This window comes from Streptomyces jeddahensis, assembly GCF_001642995.1.
GTDB classification, from domain to species: Bacteria; Actinomycetota; Actinomycetes; order Streptomycetales; family Streptomycetaceae; genus Streptomyces; species Streptomyces jeddahensis.
This window is the reverse complement of the sequence record NZ_LOHS01000076.1, coordinates 144318-167793: the sequence shown is the minus strand read 5'-3', so window position 1 is coordinate 167793 and position 23476 is coordinate 144318. Positions and strand designations below refer to the sequence as shown.

At 70.2% G+C, this 23476-nt stretch carries 21 protein-coding genes and 1 pseudogene; 11 read left to right on the top strand and 11 right to left on the bottom strand.

The window, feature by feature from the left end; all coding sequences use genetic code 11:
- Nucleotides 1-21: 21 nt before the first annotated feature.
- Nucleotides 22-2187: a carbon starvation CstA family protein gene (locus STSP_RS15830; RefSeq protein ID WP_067277749.1), complete on the bottom strand. Its 2166-nt coding sequence runs from the start codon at nucleotides 2185-2187 to the stop codon at nucleotides 22-24.
- A 95-nt stretch (nucleotides 2188-2282) separates the two neighbouring features.
- A complete protein-coding gene (locus STSP_RS15825) occupies nucleotides 2283-3071 on the bottom strand; it encodes a GntR family transcriptional regulator (RefSeq protein WP_067277748.1) in 789 nt (262 codons plus the stop codon).
- 337 nt (nucleotides 3072-3408) lie between these two features.
- Here STSP_RS15825 and STSP_RS15820 point away from each other — a divergent pair, with 337 nt between their 5' ends.
- The 6 genes from STSP_RS15820 to STSP_RS15795 all read left to right on the top strand — a co-directional run bounded on the left by STSP_RS15820 (nucleotide 3409) and on the right by STSP_RS15795 (nucleotide 11687).
- Complete coding sequence (locus tag STSP_RS15820; RefSeq protein ID WP_067277745.1) at nucleotides 3409-4710, top strand: sugar ABC transporter substrate-binding protein; 1302 nt, start codon at nucleotides 3409-3411, stop codon at nucleotides 4708-4710.
- Between the two features lie 131 nt (nucleotides 4711-4841).
- Nucleotides 4842-5903, top strand: coding sequence for a carbohydrate ABC transporter permease (locus STSP_RS15815; RefSeq protein ID WP_067277742.1), 1062 nt, complete (start codon nucleotides 4842-4844; stop codon nucleotides 5901-5903).
- Complete coding sequence (locus STSP_RS15810; RefSeq protein ID WP_067277740.1) at nucleotides 5900-6778, top strand: carbohydrate ABC transporter permease; 879 nt, start codon at nucleotides 5900-5902, stop codon at nucleotides 6776-6778. The genes STSP_RS15815 and STSP_RS15810 overlap by 4 nt, the downstream gene beginning before the upstream one ends.
- A gap of 8 nt (nucleotides 6779-6786) precedes the next feature.
- Nucleotides 6787-8280 carry a glycoside hydrolase family 3 protein gene (locus STSP_RS15805; RefSeq protein ID WP_067277738.1) on the top strand — a complete coding sequence of 498 codons (1494 nt, stop codon included), beginning with the start codon at nucleotides 6787-6789 and terminating at the stop codon, nucleotides 8278-8280.
- Between the two features lie 426 nt (nucleotides 8281-8706).
- Nucleotides 8707-9780, top strand: coding sequence for an SIS domain-containing protein (locus STSP_RS15800; RefSeq protein ID WP_067277735.1), 1074 nt, complete (start codon nucleotides 8707-8709; stop codon nucleotides 9778-9780).
- Nucleotides 9781-10181: 401 nt separating this feature from the next.
- Nucleotides 10182-11687, top strand: coding sequence for a sensor histidine kinase (locus STSP_RS15795; RefSeq protein ID WP_067277732.1), 1506 nt, complete (start codon nucleotides 10182-10184; stop codon nucleotides 11685-11687).
- Nucleotides 11688-11935: 248 nt separating this feature from the next.
- Here STSP_RS15795 and STSP_RS15790 read toward each other — a convergent pair whose 3' ends face one another.
- Nucleotides 11936-12193, bottom strand: coding sequence for a WhiB family transcriptional regulator (locus tag STSP_RS15790; protein WP_040248489.1), 258 nt, complete (start codon nucleotides 12191-12193; stop codon nucleotides 11936-11938).
- Between the two features lie 315 nt (nucleotides 12194-12508).
- Nucleotides 12509-13477: a diacylglycerol/lipid kinase family protein gene (locus STSP_RS15785; protein WP_067277730.1), complete on the bottom strand. Its 969-nt coding sequence runs from the start codon at nucleotides 13475-13477 to the stop codon at nucleotides 12509-12511.
- A gap of 113 nt (nucleotides 13478-13590) precedes the next feature.
- Here STSP_RS15785 and STSP_RS15780 point away from each other — a divergent pair, with 113 nt between their 5' ends.
- Nucleotides 13591-14052: a hypothetical protein gene (locus STSP_RS15780; RefSeq protein WP_067277727.1), complete on the top strand. Its 462-nt coding sequence runs from the start codon at nucleotides 13591-13593 to the stop codon at nucleotides 14050-14052.
- A gap of 100 nt (nucleotides 14053-14152) precedes the next feature.
- Here the strand turns inward: STSP_RS15780 and STSP_RS15775 are convergent, their stop codons facing one another.
- From STSP_RS15775 to STSP_RS15760, 4 genes are all read right to left on the bottom strand, one after another.
- Nucleotides 14153-15346, bottom strand: a complete 1194-nt coding sequence (locus STSP_RS15775; RefSeq protein ID WP_067277725.1) for an RNA polymerase sigma factor SigF — start codon at nucleotides 15344-15346, stop codon at nucleotides 14153-14155.
- Nucleotides 15343-15756, bottom strand: a complete 414-nt coding sequence (locus tag STSP_RS15770; protein WP_067277722.1) for an ATP-binding protein — start codon at nucleotides 15754-15756, stop codon at nucleotides 15343-15345. Before STSP_RS15770 ends, STSP_RS15775 begins: the two co-directional genes overlap by 4 nt.
- A gap of 493 nt (nucleotides 15757-16249) precedes the next feature.
- On the bottom strand, nucleotides 16250-17251 hold the full coding sequence (locus tag STSP_RS15765) for a 1-aminocyclopropane-1-carboxylate deaminase/D-cysteine desulfhydrase (protein WP_067277849.1): 1002 nt from the start codon (nucleotides 17249-17251) through the stop codon (nucleotides 16250-16252).
- A gap of 212 nt (nucleotides 17252-17463) precedes the next feature.
- Entirely contained in the window at nucleotides 17464-18054 is a 591-nt protein-coding gene (locus tag STSP_RS15760) for an N-acetylmuramoyl-L-alanine amidase (protein ID WP_198547353.1), read from the bottom strand.
- A 361-nt stretch (nucleotides 18055-18415) separates the two neighbouring features.
- Here STSP_RS15760 and STSP_RS15755 point away from each other — a divergent pair.
- The 3 genes and pseudogenes from STSP_RS15755 to STSP_RS15745 all read left to right on the top strand — a co-directional run.
- A pseudogene (locus STSP_RS15755) lies at nucleotides 18416-18775 on the top strand (Crp/Fnr family transcriptional regulator); the annotation flags it as partial.
- A 176-nt stretch (nucleotides 18776-18951) separates the two neighbouring features.
- A complete protein-coding gene (locus STSP_RS15750; RefSeq protein ID WP_067277714.1) occupies nucleotides 18952-19593 on the top strand; it encodes a GNAT family N-acetyltransferase in 642 nt (213 codons plus the stop codon).
- An 855-nt stretch (nucleotides 19594-20448) separates the two neighbouring features.
- Nucleotides 20449-20790, top strand: a complete 342-nt coding sequence (locus tag STSP_RS15745) for a DUF952 domain-containing protein (protein WP_067277711.1) — start codon at nucleotides 20449-20451, stop codon at nucleotides 20788-20790.
- Nucleotides 20791-20818: 28 nt separating this feature from the next.
- Here the strand turns inward: STSP_RS15745 and STSP_RS15740 are convergent, their stop codons facing one another.
- Together STSP_RS15740 and sodN are read right to left on the bottom strand one after the other, a co-directional pair.
- Nucleotides 20819-21577 carry a VOC family protein gene (locus STSP_RS15740; protein WP_067277708.1) on the bottom strand — a complete coding sequence of 253 codons (759 nt, stop codon included), beginning with the start codon at nucleotides 21575-21577 and terminating at the stop codon, nucleotides 20819-20821.
- Between the two features lie 238 nt (nucleotides 21578-21815).
- On the bottom strand, nucleotides 21816-22211 hold the full coding sequence (gene sodN, locus STSP_RS15735; protein ID WP_067277706.1) for a superoxide dismutase, Ni: 396 nt from the start codon (nucleotides 22209-22211) through the stop codon (nucleotides 21816-21818).
- 183 nt (nucleotides 22212-22394) lie between these two features.
- Here sodN and sodX point away from each other — a divergent pair, with 183 nt between their 5' ends.
- Nucleotides 22395-22838, top strand: coding sequence for a nickel-type superoxide dismutase maturation protease (gene sodX / locus STSP_RS15730; protein WP_067277704.1), 444 nt, complete (start codon nucleotides 22395-22397; stop codon nucleotides 22836-22838).
- Here the strand turns inward: sodX and STSP_RS15725 are convergent.
- Nucleotides 22742-23371, bottom strand: coding sequence for a CGNR zinc finger domain-containing protein (locus STSP_RS15725; RefSeq protein WP_067277702.1), 630 nt, complete (start codon nucleotides 23369-23371; stop codon nucleotides 22742-22744). The two genes, sodX and STSP_RS15725, sit on opposite strands and share 97 nt — an antisense overlap.
- Nucleotides 23372-23476: the final 105 nt, after the last annotated feature.

The following is a 23476-nucleotide window of genomic DNA, read 5'->3' as shown; positions in this document are numbered from 1 at the left end:
GCAGCCCTCTCAGCAGCAGGGTCACGATGCCTGTGTCACCTCCCGGTCGCGGCCGGCGGCGGCCAGCTCGGCCTTCTCCTCCTGCGTCGGGATCAGCCCGGCCGGGGCGATCAGCTTCGACTCGACGTACGGCGCCTCGCTCAGCCGGCTCGCCTCCGGGTTGCGCAGATGCCTGATGCAGATCCGGGCCGCGTCCACGATCACGACGACGATCAGGACGGCGAGAACCGCCGACAGCACGCCGTCCACCGTGGAGTTGGTGACGATGGTGTGCATGTCGTCCATGTTCTTGGCCGGCGGCAGGACCTTGCCCGCCTCGATGCCCTCCTGGTAGTTCGCGCGCTGCTGGAAGAAGCCCACGCGCGGGTCGCTGGAGAACACCTTCTGCCAGCTCGCGGTCAGCGTGACCGTCGCGTCCCACGCCAGCGGAATCCCCGTGATCCAGGCCCACTTGACGCGCCCGGACTTGATCAGCAGGGTCGTGCAGACGGCGAGCGCCACGGCCGCGAGCAGCTGGTTGGCGATGCCGAAGATCGGGAACAGCTGGTTGATCCCGCCGAGCGGCTCGTGCACGCCGACCCAGAGGAAGTAGCCCCACAACCCGACCACGGCGGCGCTGGTCAGGACGAGTCCGGGCTTCCAGCTGACGTCCCGGAACGGCTTGTAGATGTTGCCCAGCATGTCCTGCAGCATGAAGCGGCCCACGCGCGTGCCCGCGTCCAGCGCGGTCAGGATGAACAGCGCCTCGAACATGATCGCGAAGTGATACCAGAACGCCCGCAGGCCCCCGCCGGTCACCTGCGAGAAGATCTCGGAGACGCCGACGGCGAGCGTCGGCGCGCCGCCGGTCCGCGACAGCAGCGTCGCCTCCTCGACGTTCTTCGCGGCGGCCGCCAGTTCCTCCGGGGAGATCGAGTAGCCGAAGTTCGCCACCGCCTGCGACGCGGACTGCACGCTGTCCCCGATGACGCCCGCGGGCGCGTTCATCGCGAAGTACAGGCCGGGGTCGATGATGCTGGCCGCGATCAGCGCCATGACCGCCACCGACGACTCCATCAGCATGGAGCCGTAGCCGATCATCCGGACCTGCGTCTCCTTCTGGATCATCTTCGGCGTCGTACCGGACGAGATGAGGGCGTGGAAGCCGGACAGCGCCCCGCACGCGATGGTGATGAAGACGAACGGGAAGAGGGAGCCCGCGAATACCGGCCCGTCGCCGCGCGACGCGAAGTCCGTGACCGCGTCCATCTTCAGCGTCGGCAGCGCGATGACGACACCGAGCGCCAGCAGCCCGATCGTGCCGATCTTCATGAAGGTGGAGAGGTAGTCGCGGGGCGCGAGCAGCATCCATACGGGCAGGACCGACGCGACGAAGCCGTACGCCACCATCCACATCACCAGCGTCGACGGCTCGAGCGTGAAGGTGTCCGCGAGCGACGACTCCGCGACCCAGCGGCCCGCCACGATCGCGAACAGCAGCAGCGCCACACCGATCAGCGAGACCTCGACGACCCGCCCCGGCCGGATCACCCGCAGATAGAAGCCCATCAGCAACGCGATCGGAATCGTCATCGCGATGGAGAATGTGCCCCACGGGGACTGGGCCAGGGCGTTGACGACGACCAGCGCCAGCACCCCGAGCAGGATGATCATGATGGCGAAGGCCGCAAGCAGCGCGGCCGCCCCACCGAACGGCCCTATCTCCTCGCGCGCCATCTGCCCGAGCGAACGCCCGTCGCGCCGCGTCGAGAAGAACAGCACCACCATGTCCTGCACGGCACCCGCGAAGATCACCCCGACGATGATCCAGATGGTGCCGGGCAGGTAGCCCATCTGCGCGGCCAGCACAGGTCCGACGAGCGGCCCGGCGCCGGCGATCGCCGCGAAGTGGTGGCCCAGCAGCACACGGCGGTCCGTCGGATGGAAGTCGATGCCGTTGTCCAGCCGCTCGGCCGGAGTGGCCCGGGCCTTGTCGACCTTCAGCACGCGGTACGCGATGAACTTCGCGTAGAAGCGATAGGCGATGGCGTACGAGCCGAGGGCCGCGGCCACCATCCAGGCGGCCGACACCTCCTCGCCCCGCGAGAGCGCGAGCACGGTCCAGCCCGCGGCGCCCACCAGCGCCGCGAGCGTCCAGATGATGATGGTTCGCGGGCTTGTGCGGTTTCGAGGGGCTGCGGTACGCACCGGGTCGTCCTCCCGTCACATGCGACAACGGCAGGACCGTAGAGCAGGATGGTGAGCTGCGCTACACCGCGGGACGTATGCCTTTACGCCGTGGGCTACTCCACCGGCCGCTTCAGCCTGGCCACGAACTTGTACCGGTCCCCCCGGTACACCGACCGCACCCACTCCACCGGCTTGCCCTCGCCGTCCAGCGAATGGCGCGACAGCATCAGCATCGGCAGGCCCACGTCGGTGCCCAGCAGCCCGGCCTCGCGCGGAGTGGCCAGCGAGGTCTCGATCGTCTCCTCGGCCTCCGCGAGATGCACGTCGTACACCTCGGCCAGGGCCGTGTACAGCGACGTGTACTTCACGAGCGAACGCCGCAGCGCCGGAAAGCGCTTGGCGGACAGATGGGTCGTCTCGATCGCCATCGGCTCCCCGCTCGCCAGCCGCAGCCGCTCGATGCGCAGCACCCGCCCGCCCGCGCTGATGTCGAGCAGCTCCGCGAGCCTGTCGTCGGCGGTGACGTAGCCGATGTCGAGGAGCTGCGACGTGGGTTCGAGACCCTGGGCGCGCATGTCCTCGGTGTACGAGGTGAGTTGGAGGGCCTGCGAGACCTTCGGCTTGGCGACGAACGTGCCCTTGCCCTGGATGCGTTCCAGCCGCCCCTCGACGACCAGTTCCTGGAGGGCCTGCCGGACGGTCGTGCGCGAGGTGTCGAACTCGGTGGCCAGGGTGCGCTCGGGCGGTACCGGAGTGCCGGGCGGCATCGTCTCGGTCATGTCGAGCAAGTGCTTCTTGAGGCGGTAGTACTTCGGCACGCGCGCGGTGCGGCCCGCGTTCGCCGTCTCCGCCGTCGCGGACGTGCCCACCTCGGTCCCCGCGCTGCCCGCCTGGCTGCCCATCGTCCGCCTTTCCGGCTCCTGTGCTGCTGCTGTCGCCGTCACCGGCTCCTCCGTCTGTCGCGGCTCACATCGTGGCACGGCCCGGCCTGAGGGGGCCGCGCTCCCTCAGATGTCGGTCCGATAACGGAACGCGAGCGCCTTCCTTATACACCCTTGACACCTCTAAAGGTCTAGGCCAAGCTCCCCGTACTGGTCTACACCATTAAAGACCAGTCCCAGCCCCACGGGCAGTCGTTCCTGCGCACCTTTCTCGTATGGCCTTTCTCGTACGGCTCCTTTACGGCGCAGCTCCCGGGCGGTGATGGGGGGAGACTCTTGCAGCCCTGAGGAGGGTGGCGTGAAGCGCAAGCTGATAGCTGCGGTCGGCGCAGCGACGATGATGGCCTCGGTCGCGGCGTGCGGGGGGTCCGGCGGTGAGGCCGCGAAGGACCCGAAGGACCGCAAGGGCACCCTGACCGTCTGGCTCATGGTGGACGCCCAGAGCACCTGGCCCGAACTCGTGAAGCAGGCCAACACCGCGTTCAGCAAGAAGTACCCGGGGGTCAAGGTCAACGTCCAGTACCAGCAGTGGGCGGACAAGACCAAGAAGCTCGACGCGGCCCTGGCCGGCGACAAGTTCCCGGACGTGGTCGAGCTCGGCAACACCGAGACCATGACGTACATCCTCAACGGCGCTCTCGGCGAGATCGACCCGAAGAAGTACGACAACTCCGACACCTGGATCAAGGGCCTCAAGGACACCTGCAGCTACGAGGGCAAGCTCTACTGCGTGCCGTACTACGCCGGTGCGCGCGTGGCCATCTACAACAAGGACATGTTCAAGGGCGCGACCGGCAGCGACACGCTCCCGACGACCGAGGACGCGCTGACGAAGGCCCTGGACAAGGTCCAGTCGAAGTACGGCAAGAAGGACAAGGCGTTCTCCGCCCTCTACCTCCCCGGCCGCTACTGGTACGCCGCCATGTCGTACGTCGCCGCGTACGGCGGCCAGATCGCCGAGTACGACGAGTCCTCGAAGAAGTGGAAGGCCACCCTCTCCTCGCCCGAGGCACAGGAAGGCATCCAGCACTTCATCGACCTGGTCAAGAAGTACAACCACGGTGACCAGACGAAGGACGAGCAGGACCACGCCAACGTCATGGCCAACGAGAAGGCGGCCATGCTCTACGGCAACGGCTGGGAGGCCGGCAGCGTCGTCGACGGCAACGCGAACGGCAACCCGAAGCTGAAGGACAAGATCGGCACCGCGGGCATGCCCGGCCCGAACGGCAAGGCGCTGCCGTCCTTCATCGGCGGCTCCGACCTGGCCACCATCTCCAAGTCCGAGAACCAGGACCTGGCGGAGTACTGGATCTCCCTCTTCACCAACGAGAAGTCGGAGGCGGCCCTCGCGGCCAAGGACATCCTGCCGAACAACACCAAGCAGCTGGAGCCGCTGAAGAGCAAGGCGTCGACGGCGCCGATCGCCAACGCGGTGCCCGACGCCTGGTTCACGCCCATCGCGCCGGGCTGGGCCGCGGTCGAGAAGAAGGAAACGATCGAGCTGATGCTGCTCGACATCCTCAAGGGCACGTCGGTCGAGGACGCCACCAAGGCCGCGGACGCGGAGATCGACGAGCTGATCAACGAGGCCTCCTGACCCTCGGACCTCGGCGAGGCCGCCTCCCGGCCTCGTGAGACCCCTGATCGCCCTGTCGGGGGCGGCGGACCCGCCACGGAGACCGCCGCCCCCCGCCTCCCGGTTACCGGTTCGAACGGAAGGCCAGCACAGTGAGTGCCGCCGACATGAAAGCAGCCGAGCCCCCGGTTCCCGGCCTTCGTCAGCCCGGGGAACGGCCCGCGCCCGGCCCCGCAGACGGAGTATCCGTCCCCGGCGTCGCGACCCCGAGCAGCACGGGCTCGACGCCGAGCCCCGCAGGCGCCGGGATACGCGGGAAGAGAAACGCCGGGGCTCTCCTGCCCTACCTCCTGATAGCCCCCGCGTTCGTCGCGATCGCCGCCGTGTTCGTCTGGCCCCTGATCAAGACCGTGATCATGTCCTTCCAGGACGTCGGCCGCCGCGAACTGTGGACCGGGGATCCCGCACCCTGGGTGGGCTTCGAGCAGTTCACCAACATCCTCGGCGACGGCGAGTTCTGGGACGTCGTCTGGCGCACCCTGCTGTTCATGGTCGCCTGCGTCGTGGCCACCATGGGGATCGGGCTCTTCCTCGCCCAGGCCATGCAGCGCATGACGAACTGGGTACGACTCGCCCTCACCGGCGCCCTCGTCGCGGCCTGGTCCCTGCCGCTGCTCGTGGCCACCTCGATCTTCCGCTGGTTCGCGGACTCCGACTACGGCGTGGTCAACATGGTGCTGACCAAGTACCTGGGCCTCGACTTCCGCGGCCACAACTGGTGGCTCGACCCGAAGCAGGGCTTCCTGATGATCGGCGCGGTCGTCGTCTGGGGAGCGATCCCGTTCGTCGCCATCACGCTGTACGCCGCGCTCACCCAGGTTCCCAAGGAACTGGAGGAAGCGGCAGCCCTCGACGGGGCCGGTGCCGCCGGCGTCTTCCGCTATGTCACCTGGCCGGTGATCAAGCCCGTCTTCCAGATGGTCGCCACGCTCTCGGTGATCTGGGACTTCAACGTCTTCGGCCAGGTCTTCCTGATGCGCGGCAACAAGCCGGAGCCGGAGTACAACCTGCTCGGCCTCTACTCGTACGAGAAGGCCTTCGAGTCCAACTCCTTCAGCCAGGGCGCCGCCATCTCGCTCATCACGGTCCTGCTGCTGTCCGGCGTGGCCGTGTACTACCTGCGCCAGCTCCTCAAGATCGGAGAGGTCGAGTGAGCGTCACCGCCCCCACGCGCCCGGGCCCGACCCCTGCGTACCGCCCCGACCGCAAGAAGAAGAGCAGGCACGTCTACAACGTCGTCGGCCTGGTCGCCTTCGTGGCGATGGCCTTCCCGGTCTACTGGCTGGTGGTCAGCGCCCTGCGGCCCAACCAGGAGATCCGCAGCTACGACCAGAAGCTGTGGCCCGACTCGGTCACGCTCGACAACTTCCAGCGCGCCATCGCCGCGCCGAACTTCGGCACGGCGATCCAGTCGAGCCTGATCATCTGCGTCACCGCGGTGGCCGGCGCGATGCTCATGGCGACGATCGCCGCCTTCGCGATCGGCCGCTTCCAGTTCGCGGGCCGCAAGGCCTTCATGATCGTGCTCCTCGTGGTGCAGCTGCTGCCGCCCACCGCGCTCCTCATCCCCCTGTACCTCCAGCTCAACGAGCTCGGCGGGCTCAACGAGTACTGGGGCGTCATCGTCGTCTACCTGGTCTCCACTCTGCCCTTCGCCACCTGGATGATCCGCGGCTTCGTGGTCAACATCCCCAAGGAGCTGGAGGAGTCCGCGATGGTGGACGGCTGCAGCCGGATGGGCGCCTTCTGGCGAGTGATCTTCCCGCTGCTCGCCCCCGGTCTCGCGGCCGCCTCGATCTTCGCGCTCATCAACGCGTGGAACGAGTACCTGCTGGCGTACGTCGTGCTCCAGGACAACGACAAGTACACGCTGAACGTGTGGCTGATGAACTTCAGCACCTCGCGCGGCACCGACTACGGCGCGCTGATGGCCGCCTCCACGCTCATCGCCATCCCGGTCGTCGTCTTCTTCATGCTCGTCCAGAAGAAGATGGCCGCGGGCCTGACCTCCGGCGCAGTAAAGGGATGACTCCGCACATGACGACTCTCGCCCGCGGCACGGCTGCGTCCCATGCGAAGACCGATGGCCTGACGCGCGACGCGCTCACCGTCCTCCAGCCCGGCTTCACCGGCACCAGCGCCCCCGACTGGCTGCTGCGCAGGCTCGGCGAAGGCCTGGCGTCGGTCGGCCTGTTCGGCCGCAACATCGCCTCGCCCGAGCAGCTCGCCGCGCTCACCGCCCAGTTGCGCGCCGAGCGCGACGACATCCTCGTCGCCATCGACGAGGAGGGCGGCGACGTCACCCGGCTCGAGGTGCGCACCGGCTCCTCGTTCCCCGGCAACCACGCACTCGGCGCGGTGGACGACGTCCACCTGACCCGCGATGTGGCCGCCGAGCTCGGCCGCCGCCTCGCCGCCTGCGGCGTCAACCTCAACTGGGCGCCGTCCGCCGACATCAACTCCGACCCGGCCAACCCCGTCATCGGCGTACGCTCCTTCGGCGCCGACACCGCCCTCACGGCCCGGCACACCGCCGCGTACGTCGAGGGGCTGCAGTCCGCCGGGGTCGCCGCCTGCACCAAGCACTTCCCGGGGCACGGCGACACCGCGGTCGACTCACACCACGCGCTGCCGCGCATCGACGCCGACCTCGACACGCTGCACGCCCGCGAACTCGTCCCGTTCCGGGCCGCGATCGCGGCGGGCACGCGGGCGGTGATGAGCGCCCACATCCTCGTACCGGCTCTGGATCCGGAGCGCCCCGCGACGCTCTCCCGCCGCATCCTGACCGGCCTGCTGCGCGAGGAGCTGGGTTACGACGGGCTCATCGTCACCGACGGCATCGAGATGCAGGCCATCGCCTCGACGTACGGCATCGAGCACGGCAGCGTCCTCGCCATCGCCGCGGGCGCCGACGCCATCTGCGTGGGCGGCGGGCTCGCGGACGACGACACGGTGCTGCGGCTGCGCGACGCGCTCGTCGAGGCGGTACGCGCCGGGGAGCTGCCCGAGGAACGCCTCGCGGACGCGGCCGCGCGTGTGCGGGAGCTGGCGCGGTGGACGGAGGCGGGCTCCCGCGCCGACCGGGAGATCGGCCTGGTCGCGGCCCGCCGCGCGCTCACTCTGACGCGGTCCGAGGCGTACACGCCGGTCACCTCGGCTCCGTATGTCGCCGCGCTCACCCCCGTCGCGAACATCGCGGTCGGGGACGAGACGCCGTGGGGACTGGCGGCGGAACTGGCGCGGCTCCTGCCCGGTACGGAGACGGGGAGCTGGTCCGCTCCGGGCGCGGGGGAGGGGGTGCTGCGGGCCGCGGGCTCGCGCCGCATCGTCGCCGTCGTCCGCGACGAGCACCGGCATCCGTGGATGTCGGCCGCCCTCGACACGCTGCTGGCCGCCCGGCCCGACACCATCGTGGTCGAGATGGGCGTCCCGCAGGCCCCACCGCGGGGTGCCCTCCACATCGCCACACATGGCGCGGCCCGGGTGTGCGGACGGGCAGCGGCGGAGGTCATCGCGTCGGGGGCCTGACGTCCCGCACCTGCGGCCGTTGGGTGGTTCGCCACTGCCGGTGGGTGGGTCGGGGCCGCGCCGGGGTGTACGTCCTCGGTCTGGCGCCGAACCCTACGTCGCCGGGTAAGACCACACTTTGCGCCAGCCGCTGCGGGCGCACACCCCGCCACGTCCCCTTCGGCCGTACGGCGCCTGCGGGTCTCACCGTTGTGCGGCGCGAGCCGCTGACCGTCGTGGGCAACCGCGCCGCCACCGTTGTGGGCAATCGTTCCGCAGGGCGGAACGGGTGGGCACAACACAACGACGGCGGGCGCCCCTCGCCGTACCTGTGCGCACCTGCGCCGTGCGCAAACCACGGGCGGCAGCCCAGCCCATCCCTGGTACCATGAAGTGGTATAGACCACTTCATGGACAAGGCAAGTGAAACCGCCCCTGGAGGCCCGCATGACCGCCAAGACCGCCGCCGGCCCGCAGAGCGAGCAGCCAGGCCGGATCATGTCCCGTGAGATGGCCGAGCAGCCCGAGGTGCTGCGCCGCATCCTCGAGTCCGGCGCCCCCAGGATCCGCGAGGTCGCCGAGCAGATCGCGGCCAAGAAGCCCCGCTTCGTCCTGCTCACCGCCCGCGGCACCTCGGACAACGCCGCGCTGTACGCCAAGTACCTGCTGGAAATCCGGCTCGGCATCCCCTGCGGCCTGACCTCCATGTCCACGACCACCGCGTACGGCGCGCGCCAGGACCTGACCGACGTCCTCGTCGTCACCGTCAGCCAGTCCGGTGGCTCGCCGGACCTCGTGGCCTCCACGAAGGCCGCCCGCGAGGCCGGGGCCATCACGGTCGCCGTCACCAACAACCCCGACTCGGCGCTGGCGGCGGTCTCGGAGTACCACATCGACATCATGGCGGGCCCGGAGAAGGCGCTCCCCGCGACCAAGACGTACACGGCATCGCTCCTCGCCCTCTATCTCTTCGTCGAGGGCCTGCGCGGCGGCGACGGCTCGGCGGCCAACCCCCTGCCCGACCTCGCCGAGAAGCTGCTGGCCCGCCACGACGAGGTCAGGGCGCTCGCCTCCCGCTACCGCTTCGCCGAACGCATGGTGATCACCTCCCGCGGCTACGGCTATCCGACGGCGAAGGAAGCCGCGCTCAAGCTGATGGAGACGAGCTACATCCCGGCCCTGTCGTACTCCGGAGCCGACCTCCTGCACGGCCCGCTCGCCATGGTCGACAACATCTCCCCGGTCATCGCGGTGGTGACCGACGGCAAGGGCGGCGAGGCCCTCCAGCCCGTCCTCGACCGGCTGCGCGGACGCGGCGCCGACCTCGTGGTGATCGGCCCGCAGGCCCAGGTCGAGCAGGCGTCAGCGGGTTTCGTCCTGCCGACCGAGAGCGTGGCCGAGGAGGTCCAGCCGATCCTGGAGATCATCCCCCTGCAGCTCCTCGCGTACGAGGTGACGATCGCCCGCGGCCAGGACCCGGACGCCCCGCGCGCCCTGGCGAAGGTGACGGAGACCCGCTGAGCCAGGTCTCCTGAACCGGATGGCCCCGGCATCCGTGCAATGTGTGGGAGTGTCGGAGCCGTTCATGTGGCATGTTCGAGAAATCGACACCAACTGACATTCCCCAACGCATGGACATCCGATTGTGGTCTAGTCCAGAATTCGGATTGAACCTCCGCCCTCCCCGCACAGGAAGGCGGACCGAGGAACCGGGCTCTCTGCCCTGACTGCTCCGGCTCCTCATCCTCGGCCGTCCGGGACCGCACACCCGCCGGCCGGTATTGCTCCGGGCTGCGGTGCCGGGAGGGTTGAGGGTCCCTTCCAGCGCCGCGGCCCGCGGGTGTCTCCGGGCCCGCTGAGCTGCGCCGGGCGCAGGTCATCGGCACCCGATCGGGCCAGGTACGCTCGCAGACGTGCCCTCCATGAACGAGCTCGTACGCCAGCACACAGCCCTCTCCGACACGGATCTCGAGTGGCTGCATCTGCTGGTCTCGGAGTGGCAGCTGCTCTCCGACCTGTCCTTCGCCGACCTCGTCCTGTGGGTGCCCACCCGGGACGGCACGCGCTATGTGTCGGTGGCCCAGATGCGGCCCAACACCGGCCCCACCTCGTACCAGGACGACATGGTCGGCCACCTCGTCCCGCGCGGCCGCCGCCCCCTCCTGGACGTCGCGCTCGACGAGGGCCGCATCGTGCGCGAGGGCGACCCGGAGTGGCGCGAGGAGGTGCCGGTACGGGTCGAGTCGATCCCCGTACGCCGGGAGGGCCGCGTCCTCGGTGTCATCGCCCGCAACACCAACCTGCTCACCGTCCGCACGCCCTCCCGCCTCGAACTCACGTATCTCCAGAGCGCATCCGACCTGGCCCAGATGATCGCCGCCGGGGCTTTCCCGTTCCCCGACCAGCAGGTCGACATGGACGCCTCGCCGCGCGTCGGCGACGGCCTCATCAGGCTCGACGCGGACGGCATCGTCCAGTACGCCTCACCGAACGCCCTGTCCGCGTACCACCGCCTCGGTCTCGCCGTCGACCTCGTCGGCCACCACCTCGGCACGACGACCGCCGAACTCGCCCCGTCCCGCCGTCCCGTGGACGAGGCCCTGTCCAAGGTCGCCAGCGGCTGGGCGCCGCGCGAGTTCGAGATCGAGGGCAACGACGGCGTCATCCAGGTCCGGGCGATCCCGCTCAAGCCCAAGGGCACCCGCATCGGTTCGCTGGTCCTGCTGCGCGACGTCACCGAACTGCGCCGCCGCGAGCGCGAGTTGATGACCAAGGACGCGACCATCCGGGAGATCCACCACCGGGTGAAGAACAATCTGCAGACCGTCGCCGCCCTGCTGCGGCTGCAGGCCCGCCGTATCGAGTCCGAGCGGGGCCGCGAGGCGCTGGAGGAGGCCGTGCGCCGCGTCGGCTCCATCGCCATCGTCCACGAGACGCTCTCCCAGAACCTCGACGAGCGTGTGGAGTTCGACGAGATCGCCGACCGTGTGCTGGCGATGGTCGCGGAGATCTCACCCGGCAAGGTCACCGGCCGTCGTACCGGCCGCTTCGGGATCCTGGACGCCGAGGTCGCGACCCCGCTGTCCATGGTCCTCACCGAGGTCCTGCAGAACGCCCTGGAACACGGCTTCCGCCCGGGCGACCACGGCACGGTCGAGGTGTCGGCGGTACGCGGCGGCACCACACGCGAGTCCCGGCTGCTGATCACCGTCCAGGACAACGGTGTCGGCCTGCCCGAGGGCTTCGATCCGCAGCGGTCCGGAAACCTGGGGCTGCAGATCGTCCGCACCCTGGTCGAGGGCGAGCTGGGCGGGACCTTCGACATGGTTCCGGCTCCCGAGCGCGGCACCCAGGTGATCCTGGACATCCCGGTCCACGCGAGAAGCAGCCGCTCCGCGCCGAACAGAGCGGGCCGCACCGAGAAGTAGCCGGGGGCCGCACCGAGAAGCAGGCGGGCCGCAGCTCGTTCCGGCGGTCCGTTCCAGCGGCGGCAGACCAGGCCGGCACAGCAGTGAGCCCCGGACCGATTCGGTCCGGGGCTCACTTCACGCTGCTTCGGGGCACCACCCGGGCGGGCCTGGAGTGGAGCGGAGATACTGCGCGCTGCGGCTCGGGGGCGGGAGATGCGTACTCGCTGTACGCGCCGCCGGGCCCAGGCTCGTACGGGGCGTGGGCGTCAGGCGCTGGCCTGGCGCGCCCGGTTGCGGGCGGCGCGGCGCTTCATAGCGCGACGCTCGTCCTCGCTGAGGCCACCCCAGACACCGGAGTCCTGGCCGGACTCGAGCGCCCACTGCAGGCACTGCTCAACAACGGGGCAGCGACGGCAGACGGCCTTGGCTTCCTCGATCTGCAGCAGCGCAGGACCGGTGTTGCCGATGGGGAAGAACAGCTCGGGGTCTTCCTCGCGGCAAACGGCGTTGTGACGCCAGTCCATGGCTGCTACCTCTCTTGGTATTACGTGCAGGTTGCTTGTGAATGTGAACGCTTTCACGAAACCCTCAACAAGTGAAGGGCCTACCGCCAGGTTCCCGGCGTGGTCCTGATGTTTGAGGAGGGATTCGGGCTCTCTGTGGGGCCGGTGGTGCGACCGTCGCGAGCGCCATGTAGAGATTCGCAAACCTCGGCGGCGGATACAACCCCCTACGGGAAGTTTTTTTTGATTCCTTGGTGTCGACTAGGTCACAGCCGTACTTCCATGGGGTGGTTCGCTGCCTAAACGTTCGAGTGAAAGGACTTTAGCCCCTTCCGCTCACACAATCACACGCAGTGCACGGCGTACGCCTGTGAACGTCACGCTCGTCCGTAGTCCCAGATGGTCACCGTCCATCTGAAGGGGCAGTGGGACCTTCGAATGCAAGGTGAAGTCAGTCAGGTCGTGCAGCGAGACCGCGTGCCTGCCCTGGGGGCCGCGCTCGGGGGACGAAGTAAGCAATTGTGTGGCATACCGGGCTACCGCGCCCGTGGACAGCCGGCTCAGTCCCAGGACGTCCAGGCCCTTGTCGAACGACGCCTTCGGGGAGGCGTACACCGGGCGGTTGCCCAGATACGTCCACGGTGAGGTGTTGCAGACTATCGACAGCACAAGATCCGTCACCGGGTCCTCGCCGGGCCGCTCCAGCGTGATCGCGCCGTGTCGGCGGTGCGGCTCGTCGAGGAACTGGCGTACCACCTGGCGCAGGTACAGGGCGTGTGTCGAGCGCCTGCCGCGTTCCCGCTGCTGCTCCACCCTGCCGATCACGCTCGCGTCGAAGCCGAGGCCTGCGCAGAACGTGAACCAGCGCCCGGGGAGGGCCTCGTCCGCGGTGCCGGGGGTGCCCGCCGCGAGACCCAGGCCGACCGTGCGCTCGCTGCCCTCGCGCAACGCGTCGAGCAGCGCGCCCGTGGCCTCCACGGCGTCGTTCGGCAGGCCCAGGGCGCGCGCGAAGACGTTGGTGGATCCGCCGGGGACGACGGCGAGGCGGGGGAGGCGGTCCGGGTCGGGGCCGTGGTGCAGCAGGCCGTTGACGACCTCGTTGACCGTGCCGTCCCCGCCGAGCGCCACGACCAGGTCGACGTCCGTGCTGTCCGCGGCCTGCCGGCCGACGTCCCGGGCGTGCCCGCGGTACTCCGTGGTGACGGCCTCGAGCTTCATCTCGCTCGCGAGTGCGTGGATCAGCACGTCACGTGTCCGTGCACTGGTGGTGGTTGCCGCCGGATTGACCACGAGGAGTGCACGCATGCGAAAGAGAGTACCTACCGGGCGGTACTAAACCCATACCGGTGCCCGGTGCCCGGTGCCCGGTGCCCGGTACCGAGGTCCGGGCCATCGGCACGCGGAGCTAACCTGCTGGGGTGAGCTCAGGACAGACTCCCACTCCCGACGTCACCGAGGCAGGGCCCCGTCCCGGACGGCTGACCGCCGCGGCGGTCCTCGCCGCACTGGAGGGTGTGGCGCTCGTCTTCGCCGGTGCCTATCTGCTCGTCAGAGGGTTCGCGGGTGGCGCGGACAGCGTCGATCAGGCTGCGACCGGCGGGGTCACGCTCATCGTCCTGGCGTTGCTGCCGCTGCTGGCGGCGCGCGGGCTGCTGCAGCAGCGCAGCTGGAGCCGGGGGCCCGCGATCATCACGCAGATCATGGCGCTTCCCGTGGCATGGACGCTGCTGCAGGCCGACAGCCTGGCGATTCCTGCCGGGATCGTCCTGGGTGCCGTGGCGGTGACAGCCCTGGTGCTGCTGGTGAACCCGGCGACGACCCGGGCGCTCGGCATCCGAGGGCCCGGCGGCGGCGAGCAGCCCAAGCAGCCGGAGAAGTAGGCGATCGTTCGGCCGGGGCTCGGGGAACCGTCCCGTGCGCGGGGCTCGGGGAACGGTCCCGTGCGCCCCGCTCCGACCGGCGTCCACTCCTCGGGAGTGGCTACTCCTCAACCAGCAGCTTCTCCCGCAGCTGAGCCAGCGTGCGGGCCAGCAGCCGCGACACGTGCATCTGGGAGATGCCGACCTCCTGCGCGATCTGCGACTGGGTCATGTTGCCGAAGAAGCGCAGCAGCAGGATCCGCTTCTCGCGGGGCGGCAGGTCCTCCAGGAGCGGCTTGAGCGACTCGCGGTACTCGACGCCCTCCAGCGCCTCGTCCTCCGCGCCCAGTGTGTCGGCGACCGCGGGGGACTCGTCGTCGGTGTCGGGGACGTCCAGCGACAAGGTGGAGTACGCATTGGCCGACTCCAGGCCCTCCAGGACCTCCTCCTCGGAGATCGCCAGCTTCTCGGCGAGCTCGTGCACCGTGGGGGAGCGGCCGTGCAGCTGGGAGAGCTCGGCGGTGGCCGTCGTCAGCGACAGCCGCAGCTCCTGCAGGCGCCTCGGGACCCGTACCGCCCAGCCCTTGTCGCGGAAGTGCCGCTTGATCTCGCCGACGACCGTGGGAGTGGCGTACGTGGAGAACTCCACGCCGCGCTCCGGGTCGAAGCGGTCGACGGACTTGATCAGGCCGATCGTGGCGACCTGGGTGAGGTCGTCCAGCGGTTCGCCGCGGTTGCGGAAGCGGCGGGCGAGGTGCTCGACGAGCGGCAGGTGCATGCGGACCAGCTGGTTGCGCAGTTCCGCGTACTCGGGCGAGCCCTCGGGGAGCTTGCGCAGCTCGACGAACATCACCCGCGCTCCGCTGCGGTCCTGCGGATCGTGCTGGATGTGCGGTGCGTGCTGGATGTGCGGTGCGCCCTGCGTGCCCTGCTCGGCCTCGTGCCCGTGCTCGCTCATGTGACCTGCCCTCCCCCGGCTGCCGCCAGGAGGTACCCCCGTCCCGCCGTCACGGCCGGCGAGCGCCTCGCGCTCGTCCTCGCCGATGGGCTCCACCTGCTCCGCCTGCTCCGACGCGTCGACCGCGGCATCCGCCACCGCCGAGGAGCCGTCGGCCGGTGTGCCGCCGGCGAAGGAGTCGTCCTCGGGATGCGGCCGGGCCTGCTGCTCGGGGATGCCGGCCCCCGGAGCGCGCGCCGGCTCCGCCGGAACCGCACGCCCCTCGGCCGGCTTCCTGCCTCGGCTGCCGGTGTTCTCGCCCGGAAGTCCCCGGATCCCGCGCTCTTCGTCCCGCACCGGTCCGTCCCCGTTCCTCACGCCGGCCCGGGTCCCGCGCCGCGCTGTTTGTAGAGGCTGATCGCAACGGTCTTGTCGTCGGCGACCGAGGAGTCGACCTTCCCGGCCAGGGCCGACAGCACCGTCCAGGCGAAGGTGTCGCGCTCGGGGGCCCGTCCGTCGGTGGTCGGAGCCGAGACCGTCACCTCGAGCGAGTCGTCCACGAGCCGGAAGACGCAGCTGAGCACGGAGCCGGGAACGGCCTGCTGCAGCAGGATCGCGCAGGCCTCGTCGACCGCGATGCGGAGGTCCTCGATCTCGTCCAGGGTGAAGTCCAAGCGCGCCGCGAGGCCGGCCGTGGCCGTCCGCAGCACCGACAGGTAGGCACCCGCAGCGGGCAGCCGGACTTCCACGAAGTCCTGGGTCGCGGGCTCGCCTGCGATCTGGGACACCCTCACCTCCAAGGTGATTCCAAGCTTTCCGGGGGCCGAGGGCGGCCCCCCGGAGTAACGCGGTACATGGTTCAGCGGTGACGCTACCGCGCCCCCAAGTTCCCTGTCCCGAGGACCTCCTCCCCTGCTGTCACTCATAGTAAGCCCATGAGTACGGACAGTGGCTAGGGGTCTGCGGGCCCAATTGGGAAGAGCGCGCGTCGGGTTGACGTACCCAGGCCCTGGACGGTCGAACCGTCCTGATCCACTTCAGACGAGCACCCCGTCCGCAACGCGCCGACGTCGGCTTTCGCCGGGCTCGAGGGTACGCGTCGGCAGCGCTGCCGACGCTGGGCGCGGCGGCTGTGCGACGTGCGGGCACTCGTTCATGGTGGCAAGGTTACGACGCCCGCGCGGAAACCCGCGGGGCCGTGCCGCAACCAGGCGGAGCGCCGTGCCGGGCCGGGTGGGGATCGCGGGTGCCGCTGCGGCCCGCTGCACTGTCGTCGCTCGGTTACGTGCTGTTCGCGGCCCTTGCCGTGGCCGGGTTGTGGATCTGATCGGGGAAGGGCCGTCCGGTGATGACGGCGGTCAGCGTGGTGCCGGGGGCGAAGGCTCCCTCGTCGGCCAGGGCGACGAGTCCGTACAGCATCTTGGCGACGTAGAGGCGTTCCACGGGCAGACCGTGCCGGTCCTCGAAGTCGCGGGCGAACGCTTCGAGTTCGGGGGCGGTGCGGGCGTAACCGCCGAAGTGGAAACGGTCGTCGAGGGACCAGTCGCCGCGCCGGCCGCCGAAGGCCTGGTCCTGCAGCGCCCGTATCTCCTCGGTCAGGAAGCCGCCCTTGAGTACGGGTATGCCCAGCGCGCGCTGTCCGGGGCCGAGGCCTGCGGCCAGTCCGGCGAGGGTGCCACCGGTGCCGCAGGCGACGGCGACGACGTCGGCGTGGCCGCGCAGTTCCCGGCCGAGGGCCGTGCAGCTCCGCACGGCGGGGGAGTTGCTTCCTCCCTCGGGGACGATGTACGCGACCTCGGCGCCGCCGTCGGCGGTGTCCTGTTCGGCGTGGACGCCGATGGCGTCCAGGATCTCGGCGAGGACGCCGGGTTCGTGCTTGCGCCGGTACGTCGATCTGTCGACGAAATGGAGGCGCATGCCGTCGGCCGCGCACCGGGACAGGGACGGATTGAGGGGCCGGCCGGCCAGTTCGTGCCCCCGGACCACGCCGATCGTGGGCACACCCAGCAGCCGGCCCGCCGCGGCGGTGGCACGGAGGTGGTTGGAGTAGGCGCCGCCGAAGGTCACGATCGTGCGGCCCGCGGCCGCGCGGAGGCTCGGCTCCAGCTTGCGCCACTTGTTGCCGATCAGGTCCGGGTGGATCAGGTCGTCGCGCTTGAGGAGCAGCCGCAGCCCGCGACGCGCGAAGCGTTCGTCCTCGACCGGCTGCAACGGCGACGGCAGCCGCGGCCGCAGGGCTGCAGGATCCGCTGCGGCCGCAGCGGATCCTGCGGGGCCACGCACCGCAGCGCTGTCAGGGCTGGTCACCGCACCATTGTCGGCCGTCCCGTGCGAGGAGCACACCGCGGCCGACTCGCCGACTCTTGCGCCGACCGAGCGGGCATGTGCCGGGGCACCGGCCCGCAGGCCCATGAGGGCATGGCTCAGCGGTCGGCACAGGACGGGGCCCCTTCGGCGGATGTCGCTTCCCGGAGGGTGCCGGGTCCCGGCAGATGTCACTTCAGCCGGTCGCGGATGCGCTCCCGCATCGACCGCATGGTGAAGCCGCGGGGATCGGACTTGCCCGGCTGCCATTCGAGGTGGCCGATGACCGAGCGTTCCGTCCAGCCGTGGTGGCGGCAGATCGCGGCCGCGGCCTTCTCGATGGCTGCCAGCTGCGCCTCGGGCCACGGGTCCTCGCCGTCGCCGAGGTTCTCGCACTCGAAGCCGTAGAAGTGCCGGTTGCCGTCGGTGTTCGCCTCGTTGTCCGACGGGAGGGTCTTCTCGGCGATGACCGCGCGCAGCACGTCGTCGTCGCCCAGTCCCGCGTGGTTGGCGCGTCCGTAGCCGACGAGGTGGACCCGGCCGTCCTTGGTGATGACGCCGTGGCACAGCGGACCGGGCAGGCCGCCGTAGCCGTCGCGGCAGATGCGGACGGTGCGTTCGCTGCCCGACGTCACGGTGTGATGGATCATGACGCCGTGCACGGGGCCCCAGGGGCCCTTGTGGTTGCGGTTGTGGTCGCGCCAGTCGTCGACCTCGACGACGGTGAGGCCTTCCTCTCTGAGAGCGTCCAGGAACGTGCTCGCGGACATGGGTGGGGCCATGCCGCCTCCTTCTGCGATACGGATACCTCCCAGGCCGTCCAGGCGCTGGGAGAGCGACGGCCGCCGGGCGCGGACCGCTCGTACCGCTTGCTTCTACCGGAAGTCCGGTGGGACGGACTACCCCGCCTCGCCTGCCCATCCGTGCAGATCCTGTGGTTGCCGACCCGGCCGCGCGTGCGCCTTGCGTCTGCGGTCGATGTGCCCGGTCCCGCGGTGATCCATTCCCGCTCTTTTGGGTAATGGTATAGATGCGTTGCGTGATGAAAGCCGGTGTGCGTAGGCACCGCCGCGGAGCGCACCGAGTCGCTGCGGGAGCACCTCCGGCGGCTCCGCTCCCTCCGCGGCAGCGCACGACAAGTACGAGCGCCAGGAGCACGAACTCGTCAGCAACCGGGAGTTCGGGCTTCTCCACAACTGCGAGTACGACCAGCGGCTGCAGCCGCACGACGGCGTGCCCAGCCCCGACAACACGGACGAACTGCTCAGCCGCGGGCGTGGATCCAAGCTGTTCCTCGCCCACCCGCGCGCGATCGCGGCGTTCGGCCGCGAGTGCAACAAGCGCGGCCTCGTGCCCGAGAGCATCGACATCGGAGGCAACCGGATCCCCACCTGGCGCGGCGTGCCGATCTTTTACCTGGTCACGGCGTACTACTCGGCGGCCGTGCTGGTGCCCGACGCCCTGGGCGTCCCGGAGAACGTGGAGATCGGCCGCTGGCGGTGACGTCCCGAGCGGGCGGGCCCTGCGTACGGCAAGATCCGGCCGGTGTGCGGGGCCCGGCCGTGCGTACGAACGTCATCGCCTAGGCTGCAACCGCCGTTGTGCACAGGATGGTTGAGAGTGGCTCCGATGGGCCGGAGTGACTCCAGAGAGGCTGAGACGAAGGGCGGGGCAGGGGCATGGGCGTGGCGATTCGGAGGGCCGTCGAGAGCGACCGGGAGGCCGTCACCCGGCTGCTGGACGAGGCGTTCCAGGACGACCCGGTCAGCTGCTGGGTCTTCCCCGACGCGGACCATCGCCGCCGCACCCACCACAAGCTGATGGGCGCCTTTCTCGACCTGGTGCTGAGCGAGGGGCGCGTGGACCTCACGGAGGACGGCAGGGCCGCCGCGCTGTGGCTCTCCGTGCCCGCCGACGAACCCGGGGATCACGGGGGTGGCGAATCCGGGGATCACGAAGCCGAGGGCGACGGTCCCGCGCAGATGCGGGAGGCCGTCGACCCGGACAACGAACGGGTCGAGCTGGTCGGCAGGCTGACCGGAGCCGTCCACCCGACCGGACGGGCCCACGAGTACCTGCTGCTGATAGCCGTGACGCCCGAGCGCCAGGGTGAAGGGCTCGGCACGGCGCTCATCGAGTCCGTGCTCGACCGCTGCGACCGCGAGGGGCTCCCCGCGTATCTGGAGGCCAGCAGCGCGCGCAGCCGCCGCCTGTACGAGCGGCTGGGCTTCGCCTTCACCGGCCGCCCGGTCGATCTGCCGGACGGCCCGCGCATGTGGCCGATGTGGCGCGAGCCGGGGACGACGCCTGCGGTGAACTGACGCACGCGCCCATCGGGTCCGACGGGCTCGACGGGCCCGCCTGCCGCCTGCCCGCCTGGCCCGCCGCCCGGGCAGTTCCGGCATGCCGAGGTTCGGGTCGGAGTTCGCCGTGGACGAGTTCGCTCTCGACTCGGTGCGGGCCTTCGGCAACGGCGTACTCGTACGGACGTACAGCATAAAGCCGTGACTGCTTCCCGGGCGCCGGGCCGCGCGGACCGCCCTATGGTGGAGCCATGGGCATCGAAGGGCGCCGGTCCGGCCGCCGCCCGCGGAACGAGGAGTACGTCTGCCCCGTCTGCGGACAGCCCGTCGGCACGGTCATTCACAGGCGCAAGATTCTGGGCGCGTTCGTCCCCGTGTGGGGTCCGGGACCGTGCCGCAATCCCGACTGCTCGGCCTACGAGGAGCCGGTGGAGGCGGCCCACGGCGCAGGGGCCCGGCGGTCGTACCGGGAGCACCCGCGAACGCCCTGGCCCCCGGCCACAGGGAGTATTACGGCCGTGGGCGCGCGCCCGGCAGCGGGCAGGGCGGCAGCGGAAGGCCGTAGTGCGGACGCGGCAGGCCGTACAGAGGACCGGGGCCGGCCCGACATGGAGGGCCTGGACGACCAGGCCGGAGCCGCCGGCGGCGGCATGCGAGCTGGCCGTGTCGGCCCGCGCGGCGACCAGGACGCCCGGAAGGACAGTCCCCCGGACGGCCGACAGGGATAGCCCCGGCCCCGCGCACCTGCGGCGGACGGGACGGCGGCACGCAGGGCGCTGACCAGCCCGGGGGCCACCGGCCAGGCCATCCTGGAGACGGCCATGAGGCGATATCTGCTGGCCCCGGGCAGCCCGGCTGTTCTAGCGTGCCGCCATGCCCGAACTCGTACACCTCACCGAACGTGCCCTGTGGGACGCGGCCCGGCGGACCGGCGCGTACGAGATCTCCACGCGCGGCCGCACGCTGAGCGAAGAGGGCTTCATCCACTGCTCGCTGCGCCACCAGCTCCCGAGCGTGGCGTCCTTCCTGTACGGGACGTACACCGGCCCCGACGAACTCGTCCTCCTGGTCATCGACAGTGACCGCCTCACGGCACCCGTGCGCTACGAGGCCCCAGAGCCCGGTGCCGAGGAGTTTCCGCACATTTACGGCCCTGTCCCGGTGGACGCCGTCGTCAGGGTCGAGCCGTGGACGGCCGACGCGCAGGACGCGTGAGGCCGCGGACCCCGCGTAGGCCGTGCGGCTATCCGGGCAGGCCGCCCGTCCGCGGGTCACGCCCCGTCAGGCAGTAGATCCCGCCGGCCGGATCCCGCATCACAGTCCACTGCGTGCCCTCGGCCACGAACGTGGCTCCGTGCTGCTCGTGCCAGGCGCGGGTGGCCTCGATGTCGGAACAGGCGAGGTCGAGGTGCGCGGAGGCCTGCCGGTCGGCACCGAGTCGCTGAAGCAGGATGCGGACGGGCAGTTCCGGGCCCGGCATGACCACATGGAACTCCGGCAGGGAGCCTGGGCGCGACTCCCATCCGGTGAGAGCGGTCCAGAACGCCACCTCGGTGTCGTACGCGCTCGGCGCCAGGTCGATGCACACCTGGTCGAGACGGCTGTACGACCCGTCGGGACCGGCGACCAGCGGCGGCCGCACCTGCTCGCCGTGGAACGGAACCGCGCAGAACAACTGGCCGCCGGGTGACCGCAGCACCGCCCAGCCCTCGTGCTCGGCGACCACCGAGGCCCCAAGGCGCACAGCGTTCTTCACCAGGCCCGCGACGTCCTCGACGGCCAGATCGAGATGCGCACCGCCGGGCCCCTCATCGACCCCCTGCGCCTTCAGACACGCATCGGCGCCGTCCGCCAGGAGCGTCACGAACTCACCGCGCTCACCACGGAATTCGGACAGCCGCGTGCCAGTGACGGCGGTCCAGAACGTGCAGGCCTGGCCGAACCGCTCAGCGGGCCGGTCGATGAAGGCATAGGTCCAGCGGATCACTTGGCTGTTCGGCATGGTTCCTCAACGTGTTCCGGCGCGGCGCGTGAACGCCGACAGTACCCGGGCGCCGTATAACCGCTCGGCGATCGTCACGCCGGCCGGATCAGGCTGTGCATAGGCGAGTTGCTCTGGCCGGGCCAAGAAGACCGCACCCGGACCGTCATGGACGCCGTGCTCGGCGGCCTGCGGACCGGGTGCGGGCAGAAAGACCAGGCGACCAAAGGAATCGCAGGTCAAGCAGCATGATCGAAGATCAGGCCTTCTTGGTCTCCCAGAAGATCTTGTCGATCTGGGCGATGTAGTCCAGCGCCTTCTGGCCGGTGGCCGGGTCCGTCGACGCCTTGGCGGCCGAGAGGGCCTTCAGGGCGTCGTTCACCAGCTGGTGCAGCTCCGGGTACTTCTCGAAGTGCGGCGGCTTGAAGTAGTCGCTCCACAGCACCGAGACGTGGTGCTTGGCCAGCTCGGCACGCTGCTCCTTGATGACGGTGGCGCGCGCCTGGAAGTGCGGGTCGTCGTTGGCGGCCATCTTCTCCTGGACGGCCTTGACCGACTCGGCCTCGATACGGGCCTGGGCCGGGTCGTACACGCCGCACGGCAGGTCGCAGTGCGCACTGGCCTTGACCTTGGGGGCAAACAGGCGGGAGAGCATGGATGCTGTCCTTCCTAAGGTGATCGTCTTCTCAGGTGGGACATTACTCCGTGGAAGACGGGATTTCGCGAGTGCCCCCATGGGCTTAGGACAAAAGTCCGGGGACAGACTGGGACCGGTGAACGATAGAACGGAACGGAACGGAACCGGAACGTACGCCGAGCGGAACCGGGAGGTTGTCTGATGCCTGAGACGGCAGCGGAGGGGCGGGAGGCACGCGTGCCGTTCCAACTGATCGAGGTGGACGGGCCGTCGATGGTGCCCACGCTCAACCCGGGGGACTGGATGCTGGTCCAGCACGGCGCCCGGGTACGGCCGGGCGCCGTGGTGATCCTGCGGCATCCGTTCCAGCAGGACCTGCTGGTCGTCAAGCGGGCGGTCGAGCGCCGTGACGACGGCTGGTGGGTGCTCGGCGACAACCCGTACTCGCCGGGCGGGGACAGCACGGTCTACGGGGCCGTGCCCGACGAGCTCGTCCTCGCGACGGTGCGGGCGCGCTTCCGGCCGCGCAGCCGGGAGCAGGGCGGCGGTCAGCGGTCCGTCACCGCGCTGGCCTCGTGGGCCTTCTCCGCGCTGCGGCCGGTGCTCGCCGACCGGTCTGCCTCCAGGCGCTTGCGGGCGCGGTAGGCCGCCACATTGGCCCGGGTCGCGCAGCGGTCCGAGCAGTACCGCCGGGAGCGGTTCGTGGACGTGTCGAGATAGGCGTTGCGGCACGGCGCTGCCTGGCACAGGCCGAGGCGGTCGACGCCGTACGACGTGAGGTGGAAGGCGAGCCCCATCGCGGCGATCGCCGCATATCCGGCGGTCGCGTTGGACGGGTGGTCCGCGAGGTGCATGTGCCACAGGGGGCGGCCGTCGTCGTCCCGGTGGTCGTGCCCGGAGATCTGGGGGCTCACCGGGAACTCCAGGAGCAGCGAGTTCAGCAGGTCGACCGCCAGCGTCTCGTCGCCGCTGTCCGCCGCCTCGAAGACCGCCCGCAGACGCGCCCGTACAGAGCGGAATCGTGTCACGTCCGCGTCCGTGGCGCGCCGGGCCGCGGACGCGTTGACGCCGAAGAGATCCCGGACGGCCTCCACAGAGGTCAGCGCGTCCTTGCCCCGGCCCGGCTCCTCGCTGTTGACCAGGCGCACGGCGTAGTCCGAGTAATAGGCGAGTTCCACGTGTATTCCTTACGCGAGCGGTCCGTCTTCAGGAGAGCGTGAGTAACAGCTGCGCTTGGTACGAGGGTATTACGCAGGAAGTAGCGCCATGCAGAAGGGGCGGTA

Bases quoted from the DNA above. Each gene is read 5' to 3' on its own strand.
- STSP_RS15825 (WP_067277748.1), bottom strand. From the start codon at position 3,071: ATGGGCAGCCAGGCGGGCAGCGCGGGGACCGAGGTGGGCACGTCCGCG.
- STSP_RS15805 (WP_067277738.1), top strand. From the start codon at position 6,787: ATGACGACTCTCGCCCGCGGCACGGCTGCGTCCCATGCGAAGACCGAT.
- STSP_RS15800 (WP_067277735.1), top strand. From the start codon at position 8,707: ATGACCGCCAAGACCGCCGCCGGCCCGCAGAGCGAGCAGCCAGGCCGG.
- STSP_RS15795 (WP_067277732.1), top strand. From the start codon at position 10,182: ATGAACGAGCTCGTACGCCAGCACACAGCCCTCTCCGACACGGATCTC.
- STSP_RS15790 (WP_040248489.1), bottom strand. From the start codon at position 12,193: ATGGACTGGCGTCACAACGCCGTTTGCCGCGAGGAAGACCCCGAGCTG.
- STSP_RS15785 (WP_067277730.1), bottom strand. From the start codon at position 13,477: ATGCGTGCACTCCTCGTGGTCAATCCGGCGGCAACCACCACCAGTGCA.
- STSP_RS15760 (WP_198547353.1), bottom strand. From the start codon at position 18,054: ATGGCCCCACCCATGTCCGCGAGCACGTTCCTGGACGCTCTCAGAGAG.
- STSP_RS15750 (WP_067277714.1), top strand. From the start codon at position 18,952: ATGGGCGTGGCGATTCGGAGGGCCGTCGAGAGCGACCGGGAGGCCGTC.
- STSP_RS15745 (WP_067277711.1), top strand. From the start codon at position 20,449: ATGCCCGAACTCGTACACCTCACCGAACGTGCCCTGTGGGACGCGGCC.
- STSP_RS15740 (WP_067277708.1), bottom strand. From the start codon at position 21,577: ATGCCGAACAGCCAAGTGATCCGCTGGACCTATGCCTTCATCGACCGG.
- sodN (WP_067277706.1), bottom strand. From the start codon at position 22,211: ATGCTCTCCCGCCTGTTTGCCCCCAAGGTCAAGGCCAGTGCGCACTGC.
- sodX (WP_067277704.1), top strand. From the start codon at position 22,395: ATGCCTGAGACGGCAGCGGAGGGGCGGGAGGCACGCGTGCCGTTCCAA.